The 24067-nt window shown below is 65.3% G+C and carries 22 protein-coding genes; 6 read left to right on the plus strand and 16 right to left on the minus strand.

Features of this window, described 5'->3' with window-relative positions; genetic code table 11:
- Positions 1 to 236: 236 nt before the first annotated feature.
- The 3 genes from ACAM52_RS13885 to istA form a co-directional block, all read right to left on the minus strand.
- A complete protein-coding gene (locus ACAM52_RS13885; RefSeq protein ID WP_369647345.1) occupies positions 237 to 596 on the minus strand; it encodes a YaaC family protein in 360 nt (119 codons plus the stop codon).
- Positions 597 to 783: 187 nt separating this feature from the next.
- Positions 784 to 1680, minus strand: a complete 897-nt coding sequence (gene istB, locus ACAM52_RS13890; protein ID WP_369645366.1) for an IS21-like element helper ATPase IstB — start codon at positions 1678 to 1680, stop codon at positions 784 to 786.
- Complete coding sequence (gene istA / locus ACAM52_RS13895) at positions 1673 to 3205, minus strand: IS21 family transposase (RefSeq protein WP_369645365.1); 1533 nt, start codon at positions 3203 to 3205, stop codon at positions 1673 to 1675. Before istA ends, istB begins: the two co-directional genes overlap by 8 nt.
- Before the next feature lie 636 nt (positions 3206 to 3841).
- Here istA and ACAM52_RS13900 point away from each other — a divergent pair.
- Positions 3842 to 4996, plus strand: coding sequence for a TIR domain-containing protein (locus ACAM52_RS13900; protein WP_369647346.1), 1155 nt, complete (start codon positions 3842 to 3844; stop codon positions 4994 to 4996).
- 537 nt (positions 4997 to 5533) lie between these two features.
- Here ACAM52_RS13900 and ACAM52_RS13905 read toward each other — a convergent pair.
- Together ACAM52_RS13905 and ACAM52_RS13910 are read right to left on the minus strand one after the other, a co-directional pair.
- Positions 5534 to 6943: a trypsin-like peptidase domain-containing protein gene (locus ACAM52_RS13905; protein WP_369647347.1), complete on the minus strand. Its 1410-nt coding sequence runs from the start codon at positions 6941 to 6943 to the stop codon at positions 5534 to 5536.
- Positions 6944 to 7366 carry a universal stress protein gene (locus ACAM52_RS13910; RefSeq protein ID WP_369647348.1) on the minus strand — a complete coding sequence of 141 codons (423 nt, stop codon included), beginning with the start codon at positions 7364 to 7366 and terminating at the stop codon, positions 6944 to 6946.
- A gap of 203 nt (positions 7367 to 7569) precedes the next feature.
- Here ACAM52_RS13910 and ACAM52_RS13915 point away from each other — a divergent pair, with 203 nt between their 5' ends.
- From ACAM52_RS13915 to ACAM52_RS13925, 3 genes are all read left to right on the plus strand, one after another.
- On the plus strand, positions 7570 to 8097 hold the full coding sequence (locus tag ACAM52_RS13915) for a flavodoxin family protein (protein WP_369647349.1): 528 nt from the start codon (positions 7570 to 7572) through the stop codon (positions 8095 to 8097).
- Positions 8098 to 8350: 253 nt separating this feature from the next.
- Entirely contained in the window at positions 8351 to 9634 is a 1284-nt protein-coding gene (locus ACAM52_RS13920; protein WP_369647350.1) for a trypsin-like peptidase domain-containing protein, read from the plus strand.
- 82 nt (positions 9635 to 9716) lie between these two features.
- The gene (locus ACAM52_RS13925; RefSeq protein ID WP_369647351.1) at positions 9717 to 10091 is read left to right on the plus strand and encodes a TraR/DksA family transcriptional regulator; all 375 of its coding nucleotides are present in this window, start codon (positions 9717 to 9719) and stop codon (positions 10089 to 10091) included.
- Positions 10092 to 10116: 25 nt separating this feature from the next.
- On the opposite strand, the gene ACAM52_RS13930 is transcribed toward ACAM52_RS13925, so the two are convergent.
- A complete protein-coding gene (locus tag ACAM52_RS13930; RefSeq protein ID WP_369647352.1) occupies positions 10117 to 10668 on the minus strand; it encodes a hypothetical protein in 552 nt (183 codons plus the stop codon).
- 83 nt (positions 10669 to 10751) lie between these two features.
- Between ACAM52_RS13930 and ACAM52_RS13935 the strand changes: the two genes are divergently transcribed.
- Both ACAM52_RS13935 and ACAM52_RS13940 read left to right on the plus strand, forming a co-directional pair.
- Positions 10752 to 12416, plus strand: coding sequence for a PHA/PHB synthase family protein (locus ACAM52_RS13935; protein WP_369647353.1), 1665 nt, complete (start codon positions 10752 to 10754; stop codon positions 12414 to 12416).
- A gap of 359 nt (positions 12417 to 12775) precedes the next feature.
- The gene (locus ACAM52_RS13940; protein ID WP_369647354.1) at positions 12776 to 13282 is read left to right on the plus strand and encodes a universal stress protein; all 507 of its coding nucleotides are present in this window, start codon (positions 12776 to 12778) and stop codon (positions 13280 to 13282) included.
- 4 nt (positions 13283 to 13286) lie between these two features.
- Here the strand turns inward: ACAM52_RS13940 and ACAM52_RS13945 are convergent, their stop codons facing one another.
- From ACAM52_RS13945 to ACAM52_RS13990, 10 genes are all read right to left on the minus strand, one after another.
- A complete protein-coding gene (locus ACAM52_RS13945) occupies positions 13287 to 14816 on the minus strand; it encodes an AAA family ATPase (protein WP_369647355.1) in 1530 nt (509 codons plus the stop codon).
- Between the two features lie 16 nt (positions 14817 to 14832).
- Positions 14833 to 17331 carry a cation-translocating P-type ATPase gene (locus tag ACAM52_RS13950; protein ID WP_369647356.1) on the minus strand — a complete coding sequence of 833 codons (2499 nt, stop codon included), beginning with the start codon at positions 17329 to 17331 and terminating at the stop codon, positions 14833 to 14835.
- Between the two features lie 62 nt (positions 17332 to 17393).
- On the minus strand, positions 17394 to 17978 hold the full coding sequence (locus ACAM52_RS13955; protein WP_369647357.1) for an exopolysaccharide biosynthesis protein: 585 nt from the start codon (positions 17976 to 17978) through the stop codon (positions 17394 to 17396).
- A 1-nt stretch (position 17979) separates the two neighbouring features.
- Positions 17980 to 18822, minus strand: coding sequence for a universal stress protein (locus ACAM52_RS13960; RefSeq protein WP_369647358.1), 843 nt, complete (start codon positions 18820 to 18822; stop codon positions 17980 to 17982).
- Between the two features lie 124 nt (positions 18823 to 18946).
- Positions 18947 to 20308, minus strand: coding sequence for an FAD-binding oxidoreductase (locus tag ACAM52_RS13965; protein WP_369647359.1), 1362 nt, complete (start codon positions 20306 to 20308; stop codon positions 18947 to 18949).
- Complete coding sequence (locus ACAM52_RS13970; protein WP_369647360.1) at positions 20292 to 21518, minus strand: class I SAM-dependent methyltransferase; 1227 nt, start codon at positions 21516 to 21518, stop codon at positions 20292 to 20294. Before ACAM52_RS13970 ends, ACAM52_RS13965 begins: the two co-directional genes overlap by 17 nt.
- 25 nt (positions 21519 to 21543) lie before the next feature.
- A complete protein-coding gene (locus tag ACAM52_RS13975; RefSeq protein ID WP_369647361.1) occupies positions 21544 to 21774 on the minus strand; it encodes a hypothetical protein in 231 nt (76 codons plus the stop codon).
- 88 nt (positions 21775 to 21862) lie between these two features.
- Positions 21863 to 22555 (minus strand): PRC-barrel domain-containing protein, encoded by a 693-nt coding sequence (locus tag ACAM52_RS13980; protein WP_369647362.1) that lies wholly within the window; start codon positions 22553 to 22555, stop codon positions 21863 to 21865.
- Positions 22556 to 22565: 10 nt separating this feature from the next.
- Positions 22566 to 22946 (minus strand): hypothetical protein, encoded by a 381-nt coding sequence (locus ACAM52_RS13985; protein WP_369647363.1) that lies wholly within the window; start codon positions 22944 to 22946, stop codon positions 22566 to 22568.
- Between the two features lie 62 nt (positions 22947 to 23008).
- Positions 23009 to 24046, minus strand: coding sequence for a zinc-dependent alcohol dehydrogenase family protein (locus tag ACAM52_RS13990; protein WP_354344224.1), 1038 nt, complete (start codon positions 24044 to 24046; stop codon positions 23009 to 23011).
- Positions 24047 to 24067: the final 21 nt, after the last annotated feature.

The raw sequence follows: 24067 nt of genomic DNA on the forward strand, positions 1-24067 counted from the left end.
GGGCCTGGGCAATCACCATGTGATTGGTCTGTCGCGCGCAGCATTCGCCGTCATTTCGCTGTGCGTGGCCGACCTAGACACCCACCGCTCATGTTCTCCAGAACACGGGTGAGTGGAGTAGAAATTGACTGAGAGAGACAGAAGCAAAGACGAGGCTCAGGTGGCCTGCTCCTCATCCACCGCCACCGCCACCCAGTTCGCTGAGAAACATCGCGGGGGAAGCTCCTTGATCGCGCTTAAGTTTTTGCGCGATCCCGCTCCGCAATCCGGTCAAGGATCAGTTCCAAAACCAACTCAGGGAAGCTTGCCTCAATGTACTTTTGTGCGGCATTGATGGCAGGCCAAACCTCGTCACCCTTCGCACCACTCGCAAGTGCAACCCAAGGGCCAGGGAAGTAGCGGGTGAGCATGCCGAGAAAATAGGACAACATGTACGTCATGGCAATTTGAGAGAGTTCCAACTCCCCCTCGAAGGGTTCCGAGATGAACAGTCCCGGAATCCTGATCATCTTTTTCAGATACGTATGGGTGAATAGTGCCGTATGTGACTTGAACGTGTCGTAGTCGCAGGAAATTTGAACATCTCCTGCTTGCACGTCCTCAACGACATAGCCCAGAGCGCGATACCGTTCTGCGAATGCTGCAAACGAGTCAGCGAGTACACGAGCATTGAACCCAGCTTCGGCACTGAACTGTCAGCGCCAGTGCAATCGAGATCAGCAGTGCCAGTCGAACATTGACCAGGGGCTGGAGCTGGTTCCGGTGGGAGCCAGCTGTGGATAACTATAGGTTGGATGCCTCGGTAGGTCCTCCTTTTCTTGAACCGGTTGTTGGTATTCCCGAGCCGTCAGGCGAGGCCCCTTCCTCCGCGACCTCGCTCACCTGAGCCGCAGTTGTCTTCCTGGTCTGCTCGCGCGTCTTGATGCGCGCCTTGGCTTCGTGCGTGCTGTGGCGGAAGCGGTAGGACTCGTTGCCCGTCTCGATGATGTGGCAGTGATGGGTCAAGCGATCCAATAGCGCCGTGGTCATCTTGGCGTCGCCGAACACACTGGACCACTCCCCGAACGTCAGGTTGGTGGTGATCATCACGCTGGTGTGCTCGTACAGCTTGGACAGCAGGTGGAACAACAAGGCGCCACCGGCCTGGCTGAACGGCAGGTAGCCCAACTCGTCGAGCACGACCAGGTCCATGCGCACCAGACTCATGGCGATGCGTCCGGCACGTCCCTGGCTCTTCTCATGCTCCAGGGCATTGACCAGATCGACCGTGGAGTAGAACCGCACTCGCTTGGCGTGCCGGGTGAGCCCGGCAATCCCCAGTGCCGTGGCCAGGTGGGTCTTGCCAGTGCCTGGGCCACCGACCAACACCACGTTCTGCGCATCTTGCGTGAACGACAGGTCCGCCAGTTTCTGGATCAACGCGCGGTCGACCTGTGAGCCGGAGAAGTCGAACCCGGCCAGGTCGCGGTGCATGGGGAAGCGCGCCGACTTCATCTGGTGAGCAATGGAGCGCATTGCCCGGTCAGCATCTTCGGCCTGCAGCAGGTGCTCCACCAGCCAGCGTGATGCGGCCAGGGTCGTATCGCCGCCTTGCTCCGTCAGATCGGCCCAGGCCGTGGCCATGCCGTTGAGTCGCAGCGCCTTCAGTTGGGCCTGCACATCGATGGAGGTCTCACGCATGGCCAACCTCCTGTCCGTCCAGATGATCCTGGTGGGTGGGGCGCAGCCGGTCGTAGCGCGCGGTGTCGGCCTTGGGCGCCTGGGTGAGTCGCAGGGACGTCTGCGCCTGGTCCGGCGTGGCTGGGCTGTTCAAGCGGGCCAGCACGTTGCGCACGTGCTCCACGCTGATGCTGCCGCTGGGCGCTCTGCCTTCGAGCACGAGTTCGATGGCCACCAGCACCGCCTCCAGCCCGGCTTGCGGCACCACGGCCAGCACCTGTGCCATGACCCGGTCTCCTCCAGCGTGCCTGAGCAGCGACTGGCGCAAACGCAGCAACGGCGCCGGCAGGTCCAGGAACGGCGTGCCGTTGCGCAAGGCGCCCGGCTTGCGCTGCACCAGCGCAATGTAGTGCTGCCAGTCGTAGCTGGTCTGGCCGCTGCCCGGCAGCCGGGCGTGACTCGCCACGACGGCGTCCGCGGCCGCCACATCGATTCGCTCTGGATAGACGCGGGTGCTGACGATGTGGCCGGCCCACTCGCACGGCACGGAGTAACGGTTGCGCGCGGCGGCCACCAAGCAGGTGCTGCTGACCCGGGCCAGCCGCTCGACGTAGCCGTCGAAGGGGGCCGGCATGGACATGAGGTGAGGCTTCTCCAACTCCCACATCTCGGCCACGGTGAACTGCCGGTGGATCGGGTGCGTGGTGTCGCTCCACACCGAACGACACCGCTCACTCAGCCAGGCATTGAGTTCGATGAACGAGCCGAAGCGCCGGGTTGCGGCTTCGATCCAGATGCGCCGGCGGCTGTCCTGCACGTTCTTCTCGACCACACCCTTCTCCCAGCCGGAAGCGACGTTGCAGAAGTCGGGGTCGAACAGGTAGTGGCTGCACATGGCAGCGAAGCGGGCGTTGACGGTGCGCTGCTTGCCGCGCTGCACCTTGTCCACGGCGGTGCGCATGTTGTCGTAGATGCCGCGCCGGGTGACGCCACCGAGTGCCTGGAACGAGCGGGTGTGGGCGTCGAACAGCATCTCGTGGCCCTGGCTGGGGTAGGCCACCAGCCAGAAGGCTCGACTGGCGCACAGCTTCAGGTGCGCCACTTGCACGTTGTAGAACACACCACCGACGACCATGGCTTCGACGCTCCAGTCGAACTGGAAGGCCTCGCCCAGCTCGAAGCTCATCGGAACGAACGCCTTGGCCGGACTGGCTGCCGACTCCACCCGCCAGCGCCGGATGTAGTCGGTGACGGCGCTGTAGCCGCCGCGGTAGCCCTGCGCCTGTATCTGGGCAAACAGGGCGCGACCACTGCGCCGTCCCTGCTTGGGGCGATGGCTGTCGGTTGTGAGCGCTTGATGCAGGGCCGGCTCGAACGCCGTGAGCTTGCCGTCGAGCTTCACCCGCTCGTACTTCGGCACAACATCGCCGGGCGCCTTGAGCCACTTCTTGACCGTGTTGCGCGACAGGCCTGTGCGCTTTGCGATCTCACTGAGAGAGAGTTGGTCGCGCAGCCTCATGCGCCTGACCTTGCCAATCATGTCCATGGTGATCACCTTGAATCCCTGCTGAAATTCTCAGCAGGTCAGTGGAACACCCTGGTCAATATTGGATTGGCACTTTGCGGTTTAGCTGGTCAAGATTGCATCGGCACTAACAGCGCAGGGAGGTGATTCGGGCCGATTGCTCGAATTGCTCCTCGAAAATTGGTTGCAAACTGGCGTCCAGCAAAACCAGTACGTCTTCTCTTTCCATTTTCCGCTCCTCGTTGTGGCCATGGTGTTGTGACCGAACTCTAATGGTCCGCGGCGTTTCGACGAAGTTGCGTCGGCTGGAGAGGCGCAGAGCTTTCAACTCGAACTGTCGGTCAGCGCGGACATCGGCAACATCTGCATTGCAGCGGTTGCCGCCGTTGCCATCTGCAAGGCGACCGAGGGGTCTCGGCCCGCTTGCGCTCGCGGAGGCCACGGTAGCTTGCGTGGCTCGAACGACCGCATTGGAGTGCCCTGTAGTCATCCAAGTCATCGTGGCTTAGTGGGCGATTTCGGTCGAACGACCGCTGACCGATCGCACGAAATGCCGGAATTGACCCAAAGCGGAAACTCACGGCGCCCATTCCTTGTTACATTCATTACTGATCAATCAATGGGATGCAAATGGCTGCAACGAATAAGAAGACAAGCGTGGCGAAGAAAACCGACGCTGGCTCGGCCAAAAGCGCTGGATCTAAGACGACTGCTCCGAAGAAGCCCGAACGGGTCTACTTCAAGCAGTCTGAATTCCCGCTGACCACATTGCAGCATGCACAAAAAGTCGCTTCTGCATTGGTAGACAACTTCGCAGGGGACTCTGCGCCGCCGCCGGACGTCGCGCTCGCTCTCGGGATCAGCCCGACGAGTAGTGCGTGGCCAACATTAACTGGCGCCTCCATCGCTTACGGCCTTTCTGAGGGCGGAATTAACGCCAACGTAATCAAGCTAACAGCGCTCGGACGCCGGCTTGTCGCGCCAGAGGCCGAGGGCGAGGACATCGTCGCGCGCCGCGAAGCTATATTGCAGCCTCGCCTACTTCGCGAGTTCTTTGAAAAATACCGGCGCGCGAAGCTTCCTAACGATGTCATAGCGGGAAACGTGTTGAAGTCGCTAGGGCTACCGGCTGACCGCACGACCAATGCGCTGGAGATCGTCAAGGCGAATGGCGCTTACGCTGGGATCATCAGATCAACTCCCACAGGCCCCTTTGTTAGCCTGGATTCCCCTAACGTACCCATCGCAGCAGCGACTGCTGACGTTCGAGACAACGACGTAGCGGACCCCGCCGACCTCGATGAGGGCCTGCGCTCCATCGCCGAACGAGTTGCACAGCCTGCCACTCCCGTTGCTGCATCTGTTGCGCCTATTGGGGAAATGGACTCGAAGGCAAACCGCGTTTTCATTACGCACGGCAAACAGCGCGCGATCGTTGGCCAGATCAAGGAACTTCTCCTCTTCGGTAAGTTCGAGCCCATCGTCTCGATCGAGCGCGAATCAACCGCAATAGCCGTGCCGGAGAAGGTGTTCGAGGACATGCGGTCCTGTGGCGCAGGGGTGCTCCATGTCGGTGCTGAGGGGCACTATCTCGACAAAGACGGCAATCAGCACGCGAAGCTGAACGACAACGTGCTTATCGAGATTGGTGCCGCGATGGCGCTGTACGGAAAGAGGATGATCCTCTTGGTTGAGAAGGGGGTGAACTTGCCCTCGAACCTTCAGGGGCTGTATCGATGCGAGTACGAGGGGGACAAACTCGATTACGAGTCGACGATGAAGCTGTTGAAGACCTTCAGCCAATTCCGCTAGGAAGGGCCGCGATGGATCCCGCTTGAACCCTGTCGACCCCCACGCGGGAATCCGACCCGGGCTCCATTCAGAACCAAGGAGCCGCCGCCGATCAGTTTGTGGAAGAGCCGTCGCTGGCAGCTCGATTGCGCGACGGACCGCGCAGTCGAGAGGTTGATTCCGAGGGCAAAGAAGCTGTTCAGGTCTGGCGCCGTTCAAGGGCTTGTGTTGACGGTTGCTGTCGCTCAGGCATTGGACCGTGAATGACTCAGTTCAGTCTGAAGCAGTCTCCCAACACGCGCAACGTTTTGTATGTCGGCTGGTGGGCCATACCCAGTCCCTCCCCAAAAAGCGTCGCGGATGCAACCCACTCTCGCGTCAACATTGAGCCCGCTGTTCAACCGACGATAGCCAAAGGCACATAAACACCCTGTTCTCGGCGGTTGAGAGCGTACCGCGAGCGGTAGAAACGCACTGCGCACAAGTGGGTAACTCTTCCCCTGCCGCTTGCTCGACGCACCAGGCTGCCGCAGCTCACCGATTTCATCGGCAACCGCCTCATGGTTTCAATGCGGTGCGCCTGGACATGCGTGGAGGAATAGGTACGTAGCTTCGAGTCGATCCACGCATTACCAGCAACGCCATCGTATCGCTCTGCGGAATGGACTTGATTGCCGCATCGAAATCTTCCAGCCTGCTCACCTGCACGTCGTTGACCGCGATCAGCGCATCGCCATAGCGCAGTCCCGCGCGTTGAGCAGAACCCGACGCCGCCTGCACATACAGCCCAGACTCCGACAGACCGAAGCCCAACCCGCCCTTGCCTTGCACGAGCTCCAGTCCAAACCGGACTTCGCCGGCTTCGGGTTGCAGCACAAGCTTGGGTGCAATATCCGGCGCGCTCGGGGCCACGCCCACTTGCACCGTCAACGGCGCTCTGTGGCGCCAGACATGCAAGGTCAAGCGGCTGCCCGGGCTGGCGCTGGCCACGCGGTCCTGCACCTCGGCATAGGACATCGTAGCGACGTCCCCCACCGCCAACACCACATCGCCACTGCAAAGGCCTGCCACCTCGGCTGGGCTGTCCGCGTCGACGCGCACCACCAGCGCGCCCAATGGGGCAGCAAGACCGAACGCCGGAGCCAATTCCGCGGTCAGGGGCTGAGTACGGGCACCAATATGACCCCGCGTCACTCGCCCCGTTACGCGGAGCTCATCCGCCACGCGCATCGCGGTGTCGATAGGTAGGCTGAATGACACCCCGAAGTATCCCCCGCTGGTCGAATAAATCATCGAGTTCATGCCCACGACATTGCCGCGCTCGTCGAACAGTGGCCCACCCGAACTGCCAGGGTTGAGTGCGACATCCGTCTGTATCAGCGGGATGCCATTTCCTCCAGGCATGTAGCGCGGATTGGCACTCACCACACCTGCGGTGACGCTGTGTTCGAACCCGAAGGGCGCACCTATCGCGGCGACCCATTCGCCTGGGCAGAGCTCGCTGCTGCGTGCGATGGGAACGACCGGCAGGTTGGATGCAGCGATGCGCAACAGTGCAACGTCGGTGCGGCTGTCGATGCCTACCAGTTCTGCATCGAAGCGGCGCTGATCCGCGGTGGCGACGGAGATCGCCTGTGCGCCGGTCACGGCATGCGCACTGGTCAGGATGTAGCCGTCACGTTGAAAGATAAACCCCGACGCGAAGCCGCGGCCCACACCCTGGCCCGAACGTGTCGGGGGCGGCATGTCGCCCCCGAGCGCCCAATCGTTGCCCGTTCCGGCCACAGTGATGCTCACCACCACAGGCGACTGCCGTGCGGCCGCCGCCACGAAGTCGCTGTGCTGAACCCCCGACGGAGTGCGATCCAGGCAGGAGCGCGTTTGTGACCAGGCGCTCAGGCCAGTCACCAGCCCAAGTGTGCCGATGACCGCAGCGATCGTCCCTCGCACGAGGGTCACGGCCTTCATTCAGCGCACAAGCAGCACCGGCACCGCGCACGTAGCCAGCACCTTCATGGCGACCGAGCCGAGCACGAGGTTGGCCAGGGCGCCATGGCCGCGCGAACCCATGATCAGCAGATCGAACTGCCCCTTTTCCGCAAACGATGCGATCTCCGCCGCGGGATGGCCGATCCGATGTTCAAAGCGCGCTTCGATGCCGTGGCCCGCCAGCAAGGCGCGCACCGGGTCGAGCACCACCCGTGCATCGTCCTCGTAGTAGCCATGCACAAGCTCGGGCCCCGCGAAGGCTGCAGCGCGGTGCGGCACCGGCAGCACCGCATGGAAGACCGTAAATGCATGGCCTGCGTTCGTCCATTCCTTGTGGCTGGTCAGGTAGGACAGCATGCGGCGCGTGTAGTCGCTGCCGTCGACGGCGAGCAGGATCTTCATATTGGCTCCTTTGGCGGGATGCTCCCAAGTGTTCGAATGGTCCCCGGGAGGTGCCGGGTCCGCCTTGCGTCATATCAAGGAAATCGAAGGCGAAGGGTGCTTCTGCGCCGCAGCAGGCATTCTTGATTCAGCGCAAGGTGGCAGCGGCCTTGGCTGCCTACATTGATTGCCCGTGCATGCAACAAAAACAGACAGAGGCCGCCATGAACAACGTCCTGGTCATCGTTTACTCCTACACCGGCACTTCCCGTCGGGTTGCCGAACTCCTGTGCAGCCAGCAGGGCTGGGCCATGGCCGAGATCACCGATGCGCGCCCGCGCAGCGGCGCCCTGGGCAGCTGGCGCTGCATGCTCGACTCGTTCTTGCGGCGACGGCCCGCCTTCAGCTACGACGGCCCGCCGCCCAGCGACTTTGACACCGTGGTGCTGGTCTCCCCGATCTGGATGCTGCAATTGGCCGGTCCCATGCGCAGCTTCGTCACGCGCCAACGCGACCGACTGCCCGACGTCGCCGTGCTTTCTGTCATGGGGGGACAAGGTGCACCAAATGCGGCGGCCGAAATCGCCAGGCTCCTGGGTCGTCCACCGATCCTGAGCAGCGCAGTCACCATGCGCGAGGTCGACGACGGCAGCTGCGCGGGGCGCTTGCAAGCCTTCGGCACCGCCATCGGCGACGCCGCCAACGCACGCGATGCGGTTCGGCCCGCCATCTTGTCGCCGCAATCGATCTGAGAACACGACGCGAACCGACATGAGCGCCTGGCTCCTTCGCGTGGATGCGATGCGTCGCACCACCCGCCTCGCCTGCCTCCTTGCGGCCAGCACCTGCTTGCTCGGTGCGTGCGTCGCAGTGGGTTCGGGCGCATCTTCCGCACCGTCACCGGCACCCTCGCTCCAGCCCCCACGCGCACCGTCGCCCGCACCGCAGCGTGCCGCTTCAGTCGCACCCGGCTTTTCATCGCTGGTCGCCAGCCGCAGCGCATCAGTGGTCGATATCAGCACGCTGCGCGTAGGACGCGACGAGAGCCTGGAGAGCATCGAACTGGAAATCGCCCCCGAGCATGACTTCGCCGACAGGCTGGCTTGGCCGCTCGCGGCCAGCGCCCGCATCAGCCAGATCCGCGACCTCGCCTCGGGTGTGATCATCGACAGTAGCGGCCTGATTCTCACGAGCGCCCATGTGATAACGAATCTCGACGAGGCCCAGGTCCGACTGGACGACGGACGCCGCTTCGCGGCGCGTGTGGTCGGCGTCGACAAGCGCACCGATGTGGGTCTCCTAAAGATCGACGCCACCGAACTGCCGGTGGCCGCGCTCGGCGACTCCTCGACGCTGGAGCCCGGCGACTGGGTTGCAGCGATCGGCGCCCCCTTCGGCTTTCACGGCAGCGTGACAGCGGGCGTCGTGAGCGCAATCGATCGCGTCATGGGTGGAGCGGGAGACATTCCCTTCATCCAGACCGACGTCGCCATCAATCCGGGCAGCTCGGGCAGCCCGCTTTTCAATAGCCGGGGCGAGGTGGTGGGCATCAACTCGATGATCTACAGCGGCAGCGGCGGCTACATGGGCCTGTCCTTCGCGGTGCCGATCAACCTGGCCATACACATCGCTTGGCAGCTGCGCGAGCATGGCGCCGTGCGCCGGGCCTACCTGGGCGCGATGTTTCAGGAAATGACCCCGGCCCTGGCCCAATCCTTCGAGCTGCCAGCGGCAACCGGCGCACTGGTCGTGCGCGTCGAGGCGGACAGTCCTGCGCAGGCTGCGGGCCTGGCGCAGGGCGATGCGGTGCTGTCCCTGGACGGCAAGCCTCTTGCGCATTTCTCCGATCTTCCCCAGCAGATCTCACAACGCCCGCCAGGAAGCCGCATGCAACTGGAGGTATGGCGCCGCGGCACTCGCCGCATGCTTCATGTGTCGCTGCAGGCGCAACCCGCGCCGCCCGAGAGCCGCTTCACGCCTGCGGCCTCTGAATGGAACGACGGCCTGGGCCTGAGCCTGGGCGAGCTTTCGCCCGTGCAACGCCTGCAACTGCGCGTCGACAGCGGCCTGCTCGTGCGGGAATCCTCAGGCCTCGCGCGCAGCGAAGGCATCCGTGCAGGCGACATCGTCGTCGCCCTGAACACGATGAAGCTCAACCGCGTGGACGATTTCGCGCGGGGCCTGGCACAGATGGCGACGGGAAAAACCGTCGCCCTGCTGGTCATGCGCGATCGACGGCTCGCCTATGTGGCGGTTCGCCTTCCGAGCGCTCGCCGCGAACCGTCCTGACCCTTGAGCGCAGACCCTCCGCCCCTCCCCGCCGCCCGCCCCTCCACCTGAGCGCCACCATTTCGTTGCAAGGACTTTCGCCATGAGACAACTGGACACTGCCGACCTTCGCACACTGCGTCGGCAACTCGACACGATGAAACAACAGGTGCTCGATGAACTACGCGCCACGGCACCTTCGGCCCGCATGGCGTTGGCCGAAGGCGACCACGAGGTGAAAACCCATGCCGACGAAGCGGAGGCCGAGCGCGCCGCCGACGTGTACCTGGCCGAGGTCGAGGTCGATCGGGCCCGACTCGAAGAGATCGAGCATTCGATCGCACGCCTCACGAGTGGGCGCTACGGCATCTGCGAAGACTGCGAACGCGAGATTCCGCGTGCGCGACTTCTGGCCCAGCCCACGGCCATCCGCTGCACGGCCTGCCAGGCGGCGGCGGAGGCGCGTCGCCGGCACTGAGCCGGCATGGGGCCCCCGCGCCCCCTTAATCCGCCTCGTGCTCGCGTCGGGCCTTCGCCTTCTTTTCCTTCTTGTCCTTCTTCGACTTGCCGCCCTTGGCCTCCGGCGGCGCCGATGCCTCGTGCTTCGCCTGCTGGCGGCTCACGCCATGGAGCAAGGCTTTCTTGACGTTGCCGGTCGAGGCCTCGTCGCGCGCACAGCTCACGACCCGGTACACCGAACGGGCTGCAGCGCCGATGCCCATGTTGCAGATCACCGTGTCGTTGCCGCTGTCGCTCTCGAACCCGGGCGCCTGGTCCTCCAACCCGTCGTGGTTCTCGATGGTCGTTTCGATCCGGCAATCGCCGGGCACCAGGATGCCCAGTCTGCGCAGGAAGGCGCGCGGCCTTCCCAGGTAGGCCCTGAACTCGGCGGGCGTGCATTCCCAGAAATGGGCGTGGAAGGGTTCGGCCCGAATCACCTCGGACCGGGCGGAGAAGTCGACGATCTTGGTTGGCATATTCAGCTCCGGTGGGTTGAAAAGACACAGTTCCAGCAGCGTATGAGCATCGGCCAGCCAGATCTTGATGCGGCGCAAGGCAAGTGGCGCACGCCCGCGCACACTGCCAGGCGTGCTGCCCGACCATCGGTGCCGCGAATTTCCCGCAAGGACGCCAAGAAGTGAGCGAACCACCCAACGAATTCGATCGATCCCTGCATGCGGTCTGGGGCCGGGTCGGCGGCGGCATTTCGCTCGCGGCGCAGATGCTGGCATGGTCGGACTGGGCCCTTCATTTCGCCACCCAGCCGGGGCGCGGCGTCGAGTTAGGTCTAGGCCACGCCCTGCCTGCCGCCCGGCCGCTGACACACGATCCCCGGCTCGCTGCGGACGACTGGGCGCAGTGGCCCTTCAGCATGTACCGCGACACCTTCGAGACTGCCGGGCGCCGGCTGCTCGAGCTGGTGCAAGGCGTTCCCGGCGTGGAACGGCACCATGAGCAATGGGTCAATTTCGCGATGCGGCAAGGCCTCGAGATGAGTTCCCCCGCCAACCTGTTCGCGACCAATCCGCAGGTCCTGAAGAAGACCGCAGCCACCGCCGGCGCCAACCTGCTCGTCGGCGCCGCCCACGGCTTGGAAGACCTCTGGCGCAAGGCCCTCGCCCTGCCGCCTGCGGGTGCTGAAGCATTCAGGCCCGGGCACGAAGTCGCCGTCACGCCGGGCACCGTGGTCCTGCGCAACGAACTCATCGAACTCATCCAGTACGCACCGACAACACCGACGGTGCATGCAGAGCCGGTGCTGTTTGTGAGCGCCTGGATCATGAAGTACTACGTGCTCGATCTTTCCCCGCACAACTCGCTGATTCGCTACCTCGTCGACCAAGGCCACACGGTGTTCGCGATCTCCTGGAAGAACCCCGGCGCCGCCGAGGCGCAGCTGGGCATGGACGACTACCTGCGCCTGGGCATCTGCGCCAGCCTCGATGCCATCGACATCATCTTGCCCCGGCGCCGCGTGCATGCCGTGGGGTATTGCCTGGGCGGCACGCTGATGGCGATTGCCGCGGCAGCGATGGCGCGCGAACGTGACGATCGCCTGGCCTCGCTCACGCTGCTGGCCGCACAGACGGATTTCACCGAGCCCGGCGAGATCGGCCTGTTCATCGACGAGAGTCAGCTCACGTTCCTCGAGGACATCATGGCCCGCCAGGGTTACCTGGACTCGACGCAGATGGCAGCCGCTTTCCAGGCACTGCGCGCGGGCGATCTTGTCTGGGGCCCGATGGTGCGCCACTACCTGCTGGGCGAACGCTCCCCCATGACCGACCTGATGGCGTGGAATGCCGACGGGACCCGCATGCCCTATCGCATGCACGCGGACTATTTGCGCAGGCTGTTCCTGGACAACGCACTGGCCGAGGGACGCTACCTCGTGCACGGGCGGCCGGTGTCTCTGAATGACATCGATGTACCGGTATTCCTGCTAGGCACACGCACCGATCACGTCGCGCCCTGGCGCTCGGTCTACAAGTTCAGCCTGCTATGTGACGCCGACGTCACCTTCGTGCTCACCGAAGGTGGCCACAATGCGGGCATCCTGAGCGAACCCGGGCATGCGCATCGCAGCCACCGGATGCTGCGGCGCCTAGCGAACAGCACCTATGTCGCACCGGACGATTTTCTGGACACCGCGCGCGAAATCGAAGGATCGTGGTGGCCCGCCTTCGCGCAATGGCTGGTCGCACACTCGGGCCCGAGGCGCCGCCCACCGGCGATGGGGGCACCACGGCGCGGCTTGCCTCCAGTGTGCGACGCGCCGGGCACCTACGTGCTGATGCGCTGAACTTCACCGGCACTCTGCCCGCCCGGCCTCACAGGGCGTACCCCAGGCCGACGGGCGCAGGCGCCATGTTCGCGACGTGCGTGAAGAGCTCGTCGTATTCAGGATCGGGCACCTGCCCGGTCGTCAGATCGCGGTTGTACCAGAAGCCTCATTCAGGTCCTGCCAGTCGTTCGCGCTCAGCACGCATTCAGGCTTGAGCGACTTCCGGACATGCTCGAAGGGTCGCGCTGCCGGTGCGCCGAGGACTTGTTCCAGATCAATTCCTCATGGCGATCACACGCATGCTTGATCGGCATCAAGCCGCACGATGCCCCGCTCGCGATACTGGAGCGCCCTCTTCCACATACCGGAGTCGCGCCATGTACCAGCGAATTCTTGTCCCCATCGACGGCAGTTCCACGTCCAACCGCGGGCTGGACGAAGCCATCCAGCTGGCGAAGTTGACCGGCGGGCGCCTGCGCCTAGCGCATGTCATTGACGAGTTGTCGTTCGCCCTCGCCATGGACGCCTACGCGGGCATTGCCGGAAACTGGCTCGAAGAGCTGCGCGGCAACGCCGTGAAGTTGCTGGAGGCCGCGCGGGCGAAGGCGGTCGAGGCGGGCATCGAAGCCGACACCGTGCTGCTGGACCAATTTAAGGGCACCGTGCACGACCAAATCGTCGCGCAGGTACAGGCCTGCAAGGCGGACCTGATCGTGATCGGCACCCACGGCCGCCGGGGCCTCGGGCGCTGGGTGATGGGCAGCAGCGCGGAACACATCCTGCGCATGGCCCCCGTGCCGGTGCTGCTGGTGCGCGCCCCCGAGGAGGCCAAGGCCGAGCACGAGCGGTTCACCCTTCCTGGCGGAATGCTCGCCAGCCAGTAAAGTTTTACCGGCCCGGGGCAGCGGCGCGCCAGCGCGCCTCGATCTGGGCGATGTCCACGAACTCCTGCGTGCAAACCTCGATGCTCAGGCCACGCTCGTGGGCGTCCAGCGGATCGTGGCTCTGCAGCTGGCGCTCCAGCACGGCCAGTCCAGCCTCCGAGGCGTCCGTGCCGGCAGCATCCCGCATGCCTACCCGGCGGCGCAGCTCGGCCATGTCGGCGCGACAATGCAGGATGGTGAACGGCACGCGCAGTTCAGTGGCCAGCGCCTTGAAGCGATGCCGTTGAGCGCTGCGCAGGAAGGCTGCGTCCACGATCACCGGGTAGCCCGCCAGCAGTGCATCACGCGCACAGGCCTGCAGCCGTTCGAACGTCCTGCGGGTCGCCTGCGCGTCGTAGATGTCGAGCCACAGGTCACCCGAGCGCGCCAGCGGCTCGAGGCCGTGCAGGCGCTTTCTCTCCACGTCCGAGCGCAGGCGAACAGCACCCGCAGCGCACAATAGTTGCGAGGCGATGCTGGATTTTCCTGAACCGGAGAAGCCATGCGTGATCATCAGTCGTGCGCCGCCCCCAGCTTGCTGCACCAACTGCGCCGCGCATCCGATGTAGTCCGGCTGCAGCGCCTCGCGCTGGTCTCGCGGCCCCAGGCCGCAGGTCATGGCGCGCACCAGTGCTCTGTATGCCTCGTAGAACCGCCATACCTGCAGCCCCGGGTAATCGCCGCTGTACTGCAACCATGTATCGAGGAAGCGGAATGCCAGGTCGGCTCGGCCGTGGGCCTTCAGATCCATGGTGAGAAAGGCGGTGTCGCTCATCACGTCGATCCAGCGCAGCACTGGGTCAAACTCGATGCAGTCGAAGGGCACGAGCTGCCCCTCGAGCAAAACCACGTTGGCCATGTGCAGGTCGCCATGACAATCACGTACCGCACCGCTATGCAGGCGGGCGATCCAGGCCATGCGCAGCGCCTGGCGCTGCTCCCGCATCCATGTATCCAGCGCGGCGAGACGACTGTCGCCTCCCTGTGCCTGCAATGCGGTCAACACGTGAGTGACGGCACGAACGACTTGCTCGGGACTGCCGAAATCGGACACCGGTGTCGCACGCTGGGCGCTGGCGTGCAAGGCGGCAAGCCGCCGCGCCAGGTCGTCCAGCTGCGCGGATTGAAGCCGGTCGGTCGCAAGCAGGTCGCTCAGAAGCGACGACGCCGGAAACCGCCGCATCCGCACCACATGGTCGATCGGTGTGCCGTCTGCGCCGATCCGCGGTGCGTGGCGCGTGCCGCAAACCGGCGCCACGTCCAGATACAACGTGGGCGCGAAGCGCCGGTTCAGGCGCAGTTCCTCGTCGCAGAAATGCTTACGGGCCTGAACGCTGCCGAAGTCCAGGAACGGCAGGCGCACCGGTTTCTTGAGCTTGAGGGCAAGCGTCTGCGTTAGCAGAACCCAGGAGATGTGCGTTTCGACCAGCGCGACCGGCTGCCCGGTCTCGCGCCGCAGCGCTTCGCGCAACGCCTCGACCAAGGTGGTGTCCATGCGACGCGCCTGCAGTTCAATGACGCCGAGACACGGAGAAGATCCGCCACAGCGCCCAGCTGGCGGGCAAGACGACCCACAGGGCCCATGGCGACGATGCGCCCGGCAGCCCAAATGCGCTCCCCACGCCCGGCACCGCCGTCAGCAGTCCCCAGACCACGCATACCCCGATGAGCAACGCATGAAACACCGTGTTGGTATGCGCCACGCGGACACCTGACCCGCGAAACCACAGGAGCAGCAGCAAGTTGCCCAGCACGATCGACCCGAGGCTCGCCATGCGCAGTTCCTCGTGCGTGGCGCCCAAGACGCGGCAGCCCCACTGGACCGCCGCCACGCCGATGAAGACCAGCGCGCCCATCGTGAACGCGCGCACCGCCAAGGCCAACGAGAACAGCACATCCTCGCGGCGCCGCGGCGGCACCGTCATGCTGTCGTCGGGCGCGGGCTCGGCCTCGAACACCAGCGAGCAAGCCGGATCGATCAGCAGCTCCAGCAACACCACGTGCAGAGGCAGCAGCAGCACCGGTCCCCCCATCACCACCGGGATCAGCGCCACGCCGACGATCGGGACATGTACAGCGAAGAGATACCCCAGCGCCTTGCGCAGGTTGGTGAAAATGCGCCGACCGGCGCGCACCGCCTCCACGAGCGAGGCGAAATTGTCGTCCAGCAGCACCAGTGAGGCAGCTTCGCGTGCCACGTCGGTGCCGCGCTGGCCCATCGCCACGCCGATGTCGGCCGCCTTGAGCGCGGGGGCATCGTTAACGCCGTCACCGGTCATCGCCACGATGTCGCCTTGCTGTTGGAGCGCTCGCACGATGCGCAGCTTCTGCGTGGGGTCGACTCGCGCGAACACCTGGACCTCGCGCACGCAGCGACGCAAGGTCTCGTCGTCCATCGCGGCCAGCGCCTTGCCAGTCAGCACTTGCGCCTGGCCCCCGTCGACCAGCCCAGCCTGTCGCGCGATCGACCGGGCCGTGAGGGCCGCATCGCCCGTGATCATGACCACGCGCACCCCCGCGCGCCGACACTCCTCGATGGCGCCGGGGACCTCCTCGCGCAAGGGGTCCATGAAGCCAAGCAGTCCCAGCGGTGCCAAGGAAATCCCTTCGGGCAGGGCACCATCGTCACCGGCCTGTTCGGCATGCCCCTGGGCCACCGCAAGCACCCGAAGGCCGGCCGCGCTCCAGCGCTCGGCGCTCTCGCGCAGCCGCTGCATGCGCACCGCATCGGCATCGCAAAGCGCCAGCACCGCCTCCGCAGCCCCCTTGACCGCCACCGTCTGCCCGCACTCGCCGGCCGCGTGCCACCAGTGCACGACATAGGGCGCCCCTTCGCGGATGCCCCGGCGCGCCCCGGGTCTCCAGTCCGCATCGACCTCGCTCAGGCCGGCCGCTTGAGCCATGCTGCGCACCGCATGGTCCATGGGCTCGATCCCGCCTGTGCAGCTCGCGTGCAGTGCGCCGGACAACAGGCGGTGAAAGCGCGGGGGCGGAGCCTCGCCGGCCGGGTTGCACTGCACCTCACCGTCATGCAGGAGCGCCAGCGTCATGCGGTTGTGCGTCAGCGTTCCCGTCTTGTCCACACACAGGACTGTGGTGGTGCCCAGCGCCTCGATGGCTTGCGGCTGACGGGTGAGTACGTTCGATTTGGCCAGCCGCCAACTGCCCAGGGCCAGCATTACGCTCCAGACCACGGCAAATTCCTCGGGAATCAACGACATCGCCAGGGTCAGTCCGACAAGCAGGCCCTGTGTCCATGAACCTTCACGCAGCGCGAACACCATGGCCGCGACGACGCACGTGAAGACCGCGAGCCAGGCGACACGCCCCACGAGTTGACGCAATTCATCCTGCAACCGGCTGGCACGGGGCCCGAGCTGCGCGATCGAGCGGTGGATGCTGCCCAGCGTCGATTGCGCGCCGGTGGCGCTCACCTCGGCCACACCGTCGCCGCGCACCACCAGGCTGCCCGCGAAAAGCCGGCCACTGTCATCCTTGTCTTCGTCTGCGCCGCCACCGTCACCCGCATGCTTGCTCTGGGGCATCGACTCGCCGGTGCACAGGGACTCGTCGACCTGCAGCCCCACGGCCTCCAGAATTCGCGCATCGGCGGACAGCCGGTCGCCCTCGTTCACCAGCAGCCGGTCGCCGCGCACCAATTCGCGACTCGCGATGTGCAGCGCACGCCCCTCACGCACGACCGTGTAGCGGGGGCTGGACAGGTCCTTCAGCGCCTCAAGCACACGCTCGGTACGCTGTTCCTGGTAGATCGACAGCCCCCCCACCAGCAGCACCGAGACCGCGAGCATGCCGGCGTCACCCAGGTTGCCCAGCAGCGCATAGAGCGCCGCCGTCGCCAGCAGCAACAGGAACATCGGTTGCGTCAGCGCGCTCCAGGCGATGCGGATCAATCCCCTGCGGGATGCCGAAGGCAGCACGTTCGGTCCGTCGCTGCGCAGCCGCAGCGCGGCTTGCTCGTCGGTCAGGCCTGGGGGCGAGTTGTCGGGCACGGCGGTTCCTCGTTGGCTCGTGCCGAGCGTGCCACCGCCGCCCGCCGCCATCTTGACCTACGTCAAAGCAGCCCCCACGTGCCCCAGATCACGCCGGCGGCCAGCGCCAGCGAAACGAAACCGACGGCAAAGCCCAGCAGCACGGCCAGTCCGTCGCCGTTCAACCCTCCGAACGACAGCAGGCTCAGCGCCATGCCAATCGGCATGTTGACCAGCGGCAGCGGAAGTGCCAGGAGCATCGCTAGCACGCAACCTAGACCGCCGGCAAACCGCATGGCGGACGGCCCGGTGAACGCATGCAGCCTCGGGCGGCTGATGCCGCGGCCGCACGCAACCAGCGCGACCAGCCGCGCCATGACGGCTTTTAGGTGCATGCGGGAGATGGAAAGGCCGGCCATCCAGCGCGGCAGCCACGCAGGGCGTCCCAGAAGCTGCTGCGCGGTCAGCAGCAGCAGCGGCGCGCCGAGCACGCTTGACATGCCCGGCAGCGAAGGCAGCACATTGGGCAGTGCGAAGCACAGGATCGCCGCCGTGAGGCCGCCCTCGCCTGCTGCGGCCACGATGTCACCCACGCGCACACGCGTGCGGCTCTCGTCGCGCGCAAGACGATCCAGGCCCTCGAGCCAGGCGTCGGCGCGGGCGACCACTTCAGTGCGCCATCAGGACCGGCACCGTCATCTGCGCGAGGACCTGCCGCGTCACCCCCCCCAGAACGCGCTCCCGCAGGCGCGAATGGCCATAGCCGCCCATCACGAGCAGGTCCGCGTCCAGGTCCGAGATGCGCGACAGTAGCGAGTCCGCGATGTCGATCTCGGTCACCTGCGACTCGGCGCGCGCCTGTACGCCATGGCGCAGCAGGTACTGGACCATGTCCGCCGTCAGCAACCGCTGTGCATTGTCTTCATCGTTCGAATGGCGCAGCGACACGAGTGTGACCCGTGCAGCGCGACGCAACGCCGGCAACGCCGCCTGCACGGCCACGGCGGCTTCGCGCGAGCCGTCCCAGCCCACCAGGATGCGCTTGGGAACCTCATAGAACGTGCCGGCCGACGGCACGACCATGACCGGCCGCCCCACGTCCATGAGCACGTGCTCGGCGAGCGCACGAACGATGGTGTCCGTCCTGTTCGAATCGTCACTTTGTCCGATCACCACAAGGTCGCTCACACGCCCATGGCGCACCACGGCGTCCACCGTGTCGCCATCGACCATCCGCACTTCGTAGGACATGGGGCCGGTCCCGGCAACAGCCTCTCGGAACTCCCGGGCGATGGCTTCAGCGCGATGGCGCAAGTAGTCGGCCGACTCGGCGATGTAGTCGCTCATGCCGGAGGCGATGGCATCGGCAGGAATCACGCCGTCGCTCAGGCCTGTGGGCAGCAGCCCGGTCAGGTGGCTCCCGTGCGCCCGCGCCCATCGGGCGGCCATCGCGGCGCGCACGGGACTGCGCACCGAATGGTCCAGATGCACGAGGATGGTCTTGAAATTCATGGGGCCCTCGCAACGGTGGTGCGCCGCAAGCGGCGCGCGGTGGATGAACGTCGGGGGCCATGTTCTGACACCGGGCCTGCATGCGCATTGACGGCGATCAAGCCCGCGACGGGTCGGCGCGAATTCAGCGCCTGCGCACGCACTTGTCGAAAAGATCCGGTGCGCGGCCCTGCGGGTCATAGCGTCGCTTGAGCCCGGCGTAGGCTTGCATTCCGTAGGCTTGGTCGAACTCGTCGCGGGTGAAGAAGCTGTCCGAATAGAGCGACTTGATACCGCCCAGGCGCAACACTTCCCGCTCGATCAGGCGGTTGAAATGGCCCGGCTCGTACACCTCGCGGTGCTCGAGCACGTCCCAGAAACCGAAATTGATGTACAGCGTGCCCGCCTGGAGCGGATACAGCGTAAAGACCGCCCCCGGGTCGGGCACGCGCAGCGGGCAGATCCAGATCGGCAGGATGCCGATCTCGCGCTGCAGGAAGTCGAGAAAGGCGGTCGCCGCATGCGCCGGAATATCGACGTCCTGGATCACTGACTCCGTGTGAAGCCCGCGCCATTGCGCCAAGCGCCGGGTCACCCCCCAGCGCGCATTCAGGCGCATGAGCCGGGTGTAGGTGCGGGAGTTCAGCCGCTTGCGGCCGAACAACCGGCGCACCAACGGATTCTGCGCCCCGAATTTGCGCGAGCACCAAAACCAGTCCGTATCCCAGCGCCAGAGATAGTCGTGCACGCTCAGGTGGTCGACCGACCTCTGAAGCAGCGAGCGATAGTAGATGCCCTCGAACTCGTAGTTGCTCAGCCAGGGGGCGTCATCCTCGAAGCGGGCGAGGTTCAGCACCAGCGACCGACGACCGAACACCACGCCGTCGACGAAGTCGGTATCGCTCTGGCAGGCCGCGGCCAGCGCCGAGAAGAACCTCTGGGGATCGTCGAAGGCGACGTGCGCCACGCGAACAAAGGGCTGCACGGGCAGCGTGCGCAGCACGAGACGCAGCGCGTAGCCGAGAGAGCCATAGGAATTGGGAAAACCGAAAAACAGATCGCGATGCGCGTTGTACGGCGTGCAATGGACGAGGTGACCGCTCGGCAGAAGCACGTCAAGCGCCAGCATCGAGTGATGGACCAGACCCTGGTGCATTGAGGTCGCCTCGATGCCCACGCCCGCCACCGCGCCGCCCACCGTGATGGTCTTGAGCTGGGGCACCACCGCCGGCATCATGCCGTGCTGCAGCGTGGCGGCCGCCAAGCACTCGTAGGTCGCCATGCCTTCGACTTCAACGGTGTTGCGCGCGGTGTCGATGTCAATGACATGGTCGAAGTCCGTCAGATCGATACGCCGGCGCGGGCCGGCTTCCCGGTCGCGAAAGAGATTCGACGTGCGCTTGGCCAGCGCAATCGGTGCCGCGGTGTCCGCGCCTTCGTCGCTCAGCACCGCCAGAATGCGGCGCCTGCGCGCCTCATGGGCCAGACGCTCAGCGCTCGGGCCCATACAGGTGTCCCCGGCCCATCGGGTAGCCGTGCGGCGTGACGTTGCCCTTGCTGAAGACGATCTGAAACAGGTGCGTATAGCCCGCGGGCGAACGGAACATCTCGGCGCAGCCGATCAGGTACGTGCGCCAGACGCGACGGAAGCGCTCGTTGAAGCGCTGCGGGTCCTGGGCCTGGATCACGGGCCAATGCGCTTCGAAACGCTCGGCCCAGGCGTCGAGCGTGGGCGCATAGTGCCGACGCAGGTTCTCGATGTCCAGCACCTCCAGGCCACTGCGCTCCATCTCCACGATCACGTCCGCCAGGCTCGGAATCCAGCCGCCAGGAAACACGTGCTTGCGAATGAACAGCTCCGTCTCGAAACGCCCCATGTGGCCGATGAAGTGCAGGATGCCAAGCCCGCCGGGTTTCAGGAACTGCGCATGCGCGCGGATCACTTCAGGCAACTGGTCGCGCCCCGCGTGTTCCAGCGTGCCGATGGAGACCACCTTGTCGTATTGCTCGTCAACGTCGCGAAAATCGGCTTCACGCACCTGCAACGACACTTCCAGTCCACGCCGTTCGATCTCGTCGCGCAGCCACTCGACCTGCTCGGTGGTGGTGTTCAGGCCCACGCCTGTGGCACCGATCTTTTCCTGCGCACGGAACATGAAGCCGCCAAAGCCGCAGCCGATGTCGATGAAGCGGTCTTCGGGCTGCAGCAGTATCTTGCGGCATACGTGGTCGATCTTGCGGCGCTGCGCCTCCTCCAGGCTGCGAGTGCCCTCGGGCCAGTAACCGCAGGTGTACATCATCAGCGGATCGTCGAGCCACGGACGGTAAAAGCCGGTGCCCAGGCCGTAATGCGCGCGGGCATTGGCCTTGGCCTGGGCTGGGTCGCGGTTGGAGTGACGCAGCTCGTGCAGGCTATTCTCAATGCCGTTGAGCGCCCCTGCATTTTGGTCGAGGCCCGCGGCCATCCCGGCGGCCAGGGCGGCACCGAAATCACCCTGGACGTCGACCTCCTGATCGAAGTAGGCCTCCATCAATCCGATATGGCCCCGCGTGGCGGTGGCGAACACCGCTGCCTCGGTATGGAATGTGATGGTGAAGACCGGGATGCCCTCGCCGACGGGATAGCGGCTGCCGTCGGGCATGACGACGGCAAAGCGCGTTGAGGCCCGCTCGCCGATACCGTTCAGCATGTTGCGCAAGGAAAGCGACAGCATCATGGATCTCCCGCGGCCCGACCTCAATCTAGCCGTCCAGCGGCACGCCGCCACCAAACCGGCAGATCCACTGATCCGTGAGCTCGCGCTGCACGGCGGCGACCGCCCTTTGCCAGGCGGCCATCGCTTCCCACTGTTGGCGCTGCACCAGCCATGCGCCCTTGACGAGGGCCATCTGCAAGTCCGCCACCGTCCGGAAATAGTCGGCCCCGGCGGGCGTCGGGTGCGCCGGTGTCGTCGAAAAAGCATCGTTGGGCATATGACATGTCTCCGAGAACAAGGATCCATCCTAGAAACGCATCGCAAGACGCGCTTGACGCACATCAAGCCGCGGCGCGGTTTTCACTTCAGTTCGATGCGTCGCGGATTGCGCCGCGCAGGCGCGCCGAGGCCTGCCGGATCTCGGCTTCCACGGTCTGCCATTGCGCCGCGCTGGCGCTGTCCATCTCGTCCAGCTTGTCCTGGACGGCTTTGTGGCCCTGGCGCAGGGCGAGGAGTTTGCGTTCGGATTGCGCCCTGGCCTGCCCGTCGCCTTGTATGGACCCGCGCTCGATCGACGCGATGGTCTGGCGGGCCTTGTCGATGTCCTGCTGCGCCTGCTCGACGGCAGGACTCTGCGTACGGGTGATCGGCGCATGCACGAAAACGGGCTGCAGTGCCAGCGTCTGGCGTGCAGCGTCGGGCAGCACGACGCGTGCGCCGCGCACCTGCAGTTGCGACGCGGGCACGGCGACCAGGTGCTGAGCGGCTCCAGGGGCGCCGCGTCCCATGTCGAGGATCAGGAATGTCACGCGCTTGTCCGTGTCCACGATCAGGTCGAGCGCCTTGCCGAGACGATCACCCACTGCGTTGTACACGGGCCGCCCGAGGAGGCTCTGCCTGACGCTCCAGCCTGCGACCACTTGCTCGGTCTCGGTCACCGTGCGGGCCGATCGAATGGCTCCGGCCACCTGTGCGTGAGCAGATCCGACTGCCGCAAGCACCAGCATGAACGCGAGCAGCGTGCCCGAGGAAGCCCCTGGGTGGCGTGTCGTCTTCACGGCCACCCCTTCAGCCCGCCTTCATGGGCGTTGCCATGCCTTCGTGCGCGCGAAAGTAGCGGCGCGCCATCGCAACCAGTTCGTTGGTGCTCATGTGATCCGCCGTCTCCCAGCCCACGATGCGAAGCGCTGTTTCGGCGCGGTGTTGCTCCACATAACGGCGAAAGTCGGCCAACGCTGTGTGGGAGCCTACGACCAGCACCTCGGCGATGCCCTTCGTCGCATCGCACACCTGGTCGAAGAACTCGTGCTCGCTGCGCACGTGGCTGCCGTGTTGGCGCGTGCAGCGGACATGTTCCCTCACCTGTTGCGCCAGAGCCTGCGTCGCATCGAACTGAAGGACTTGCGCGGTGTGATGATCGATCCGTACGACGGCGTGGAAGAGCGACATGGGAATCCGATGCAAGGAATGCCGAATGGGCGACAGGAAGCTGCCGGGGCGCAGACCCCGTACTAGGCCTCGATGATGACCTTGAGCGCGTGCGTCTGCGCCGCGCGCCCGAACGTGTCATAGGCGTCCATCACCTGGTCCAGCTTGAAGCGGTGCGTGATCAGCCGGGCCGGATCCACCTTGCGCGATTGCACGGTCTTCAGGAGCATTGGCGTAGACACGGTGTCCACCAGTCGCGTGGTGATCGCGATGTTCTGCGACCACAGTCGCTCCAGGTGAAGCTCGGCCGAATGACCGTGAACGCCGATGTTCGCGATGGTTCCACCCGGCGCCACGATGTCCTGGCACAGCACAAAGGTGGCGGGTATTCCCACGGCCTCGATCGACACGTCGACGCCGCGTCCACCGGTCAACGCGAGCACGGCCTCGGCCGCCTTGGCGTCGCTGCTGTTGACCGTGTGCGTCGCACCGAAGCGGCGCGCGACCTCGAGCCGGGCGTCATCCAGGTCGACCACGATGATCTGCGAGGGCGAATAGAACTGGGCCGTGAGCAGCGTGGCCAGGCCGATCGGCCCCGCGCCCACGATGGCCACGGTACAGCCAGGGGCGACCTTGCCGTTGAGCACGCCGCATTCGAAGCCCGTCGGCAGAATGTCGCTGAGCATCACCAGCGCCTCTTCGTCCGCACCGGCGGGTATCGGGTAGAGGCTGGTGTCGGCATGCGGAATGCGCACGTACTCGGCTTGCGTGCCGTCGATCGTGTGGCCCAGGATCCAGCCGCCGGTGGCGCAGTGCGAGTACATGCCGCGGCGGCAGTTGTCGCACTTGCCGCACGACGAGATGCATGAGATCAGCACATGGTCGCCCGAGCGAAAGGCCGTCACGCCGGCGCCGACGCTCTCGACCACGCCCACGCCCTCGTGGCCAAGGATGCGCCCCGGCGTGCAGGTCGGCACATCCCCCTTGAGGATGTGCAGGTCGGTGCCGCAGATGGTCGTCTTGAGAATCCGGACGACGGCGTCACCCGGGGCCTGAACCTCCGGCTTGGGGCAGTCTTCGAGCGCTTTGAGGCCGGGGCCCCTGTAGACGAGTGCTTTCATGCCCCTACGTTAGGCGCCCGT

It is taken from the genome of Variovorax sp. V118 (assembly GCF_041154445.1).
Taxonomy (GTDB): Bacteria; Pseudomonadota; Gammaproteobacteria; order Burkholderiales; family Burkholderiaceae_C; genus Variovorax; species Variovorax boronicumulans.

Coding starts and splice junctions, on each gene's coding strand:
- istB (WP_369645366.1), bottom strand. CDS start 1,680: ATGCGTGAGACCTCCATCGATGTGCAGGCCCAACTGAAGGCGCTGCGA.
- istA (WP_369645365.1), bottom strand. CDS start 3,205: ATGGACATGATTGGCAAGGTCAGGCGCATGAGGCTGCGCGACCAACTC.
- ACAM52_RS13905 (WP_369647347.1), bottom strand. CDS start 6,943: ATGAAGGCCGTGACCCTCGTGCGAGGGACGATCGCTGCGGTCATCGGC.
- ACAM52_RS13910 (WP_369647348.1), bottom strand. CDS start 7,366: ATGAAGATCCTGCTCGCCGTCGACGGCAGCGACTACACGCGCCGCATG.
- ACAM52_RS13915 (WP_369647349.1), top strand. CDS start 7,570: ATGAACAACGTCCTGGTCATCGTTTACTCCTACACCGGCACTTCCCGT.
- ACAM52_RS13925 (WP_369647351.1), top strand. CDS start 9,717: ATGAGACAACTGGACACTGCCGACCTTCGCACACTGCGTCGGCAACTC.
- ACAM52_RS13940 (WP_369647354.1), top strand. CDS start 12,776: ATGTACCAGCGAATTCTTGTCCCCATCGACGGCAGTTCCACGTCCAAC.
- ACAM52_RS13945 (WP_369647355.1), bottom strand. CDS start 14,816: ATGGACACCACCTTGGTCGAGGCGTTGCGCGAAGCGCTGCGGCGCGAG.
- ACAM52_RS13960 (WP_369647358.1), bottom strand. CDS start 18,822: ATGAATTTCAAGACCATCCTCGTGCATCTGGACCATTCGGTGCGCAGT.
- ACAM52_RS13965 (WP_369647359.1), bottom strand. CDS start 20,308: ATGGGCCCGAGCGCTGAGCGTCTGGCCCATGAGGCGCGCAGGCGCCGC.
- ACAM52_RS13970 (WP_369647360.1), bottom strand. CDS start 21,518: ATGATGCTGTCGCTTTCCTTGCGCAACATGCTGAACGGTATCGGCGAG.
- ACAM52_RS13975 (WP_369647361.1), bottom strand. CDS start 21,774: ATGCCCAACGATGCTTTTTCGACGACACCGGCGCACCCGACGCCCGCC.
- ACAM52_RS13985 (WP_369647363.1), bottom strand. CDS start 22,946: ATGTCGCTCTTCCACGCCGTCGTACGGATCGATCATCACACCGCGCAA.
- ACAM52_RS13990 (WP_354344224.1), bottom strand. CDS start 24,046: ATGAAAGCACTCGTCTACAGGGGCCCCGGCCTCAAAGCGCTCGAAGAC.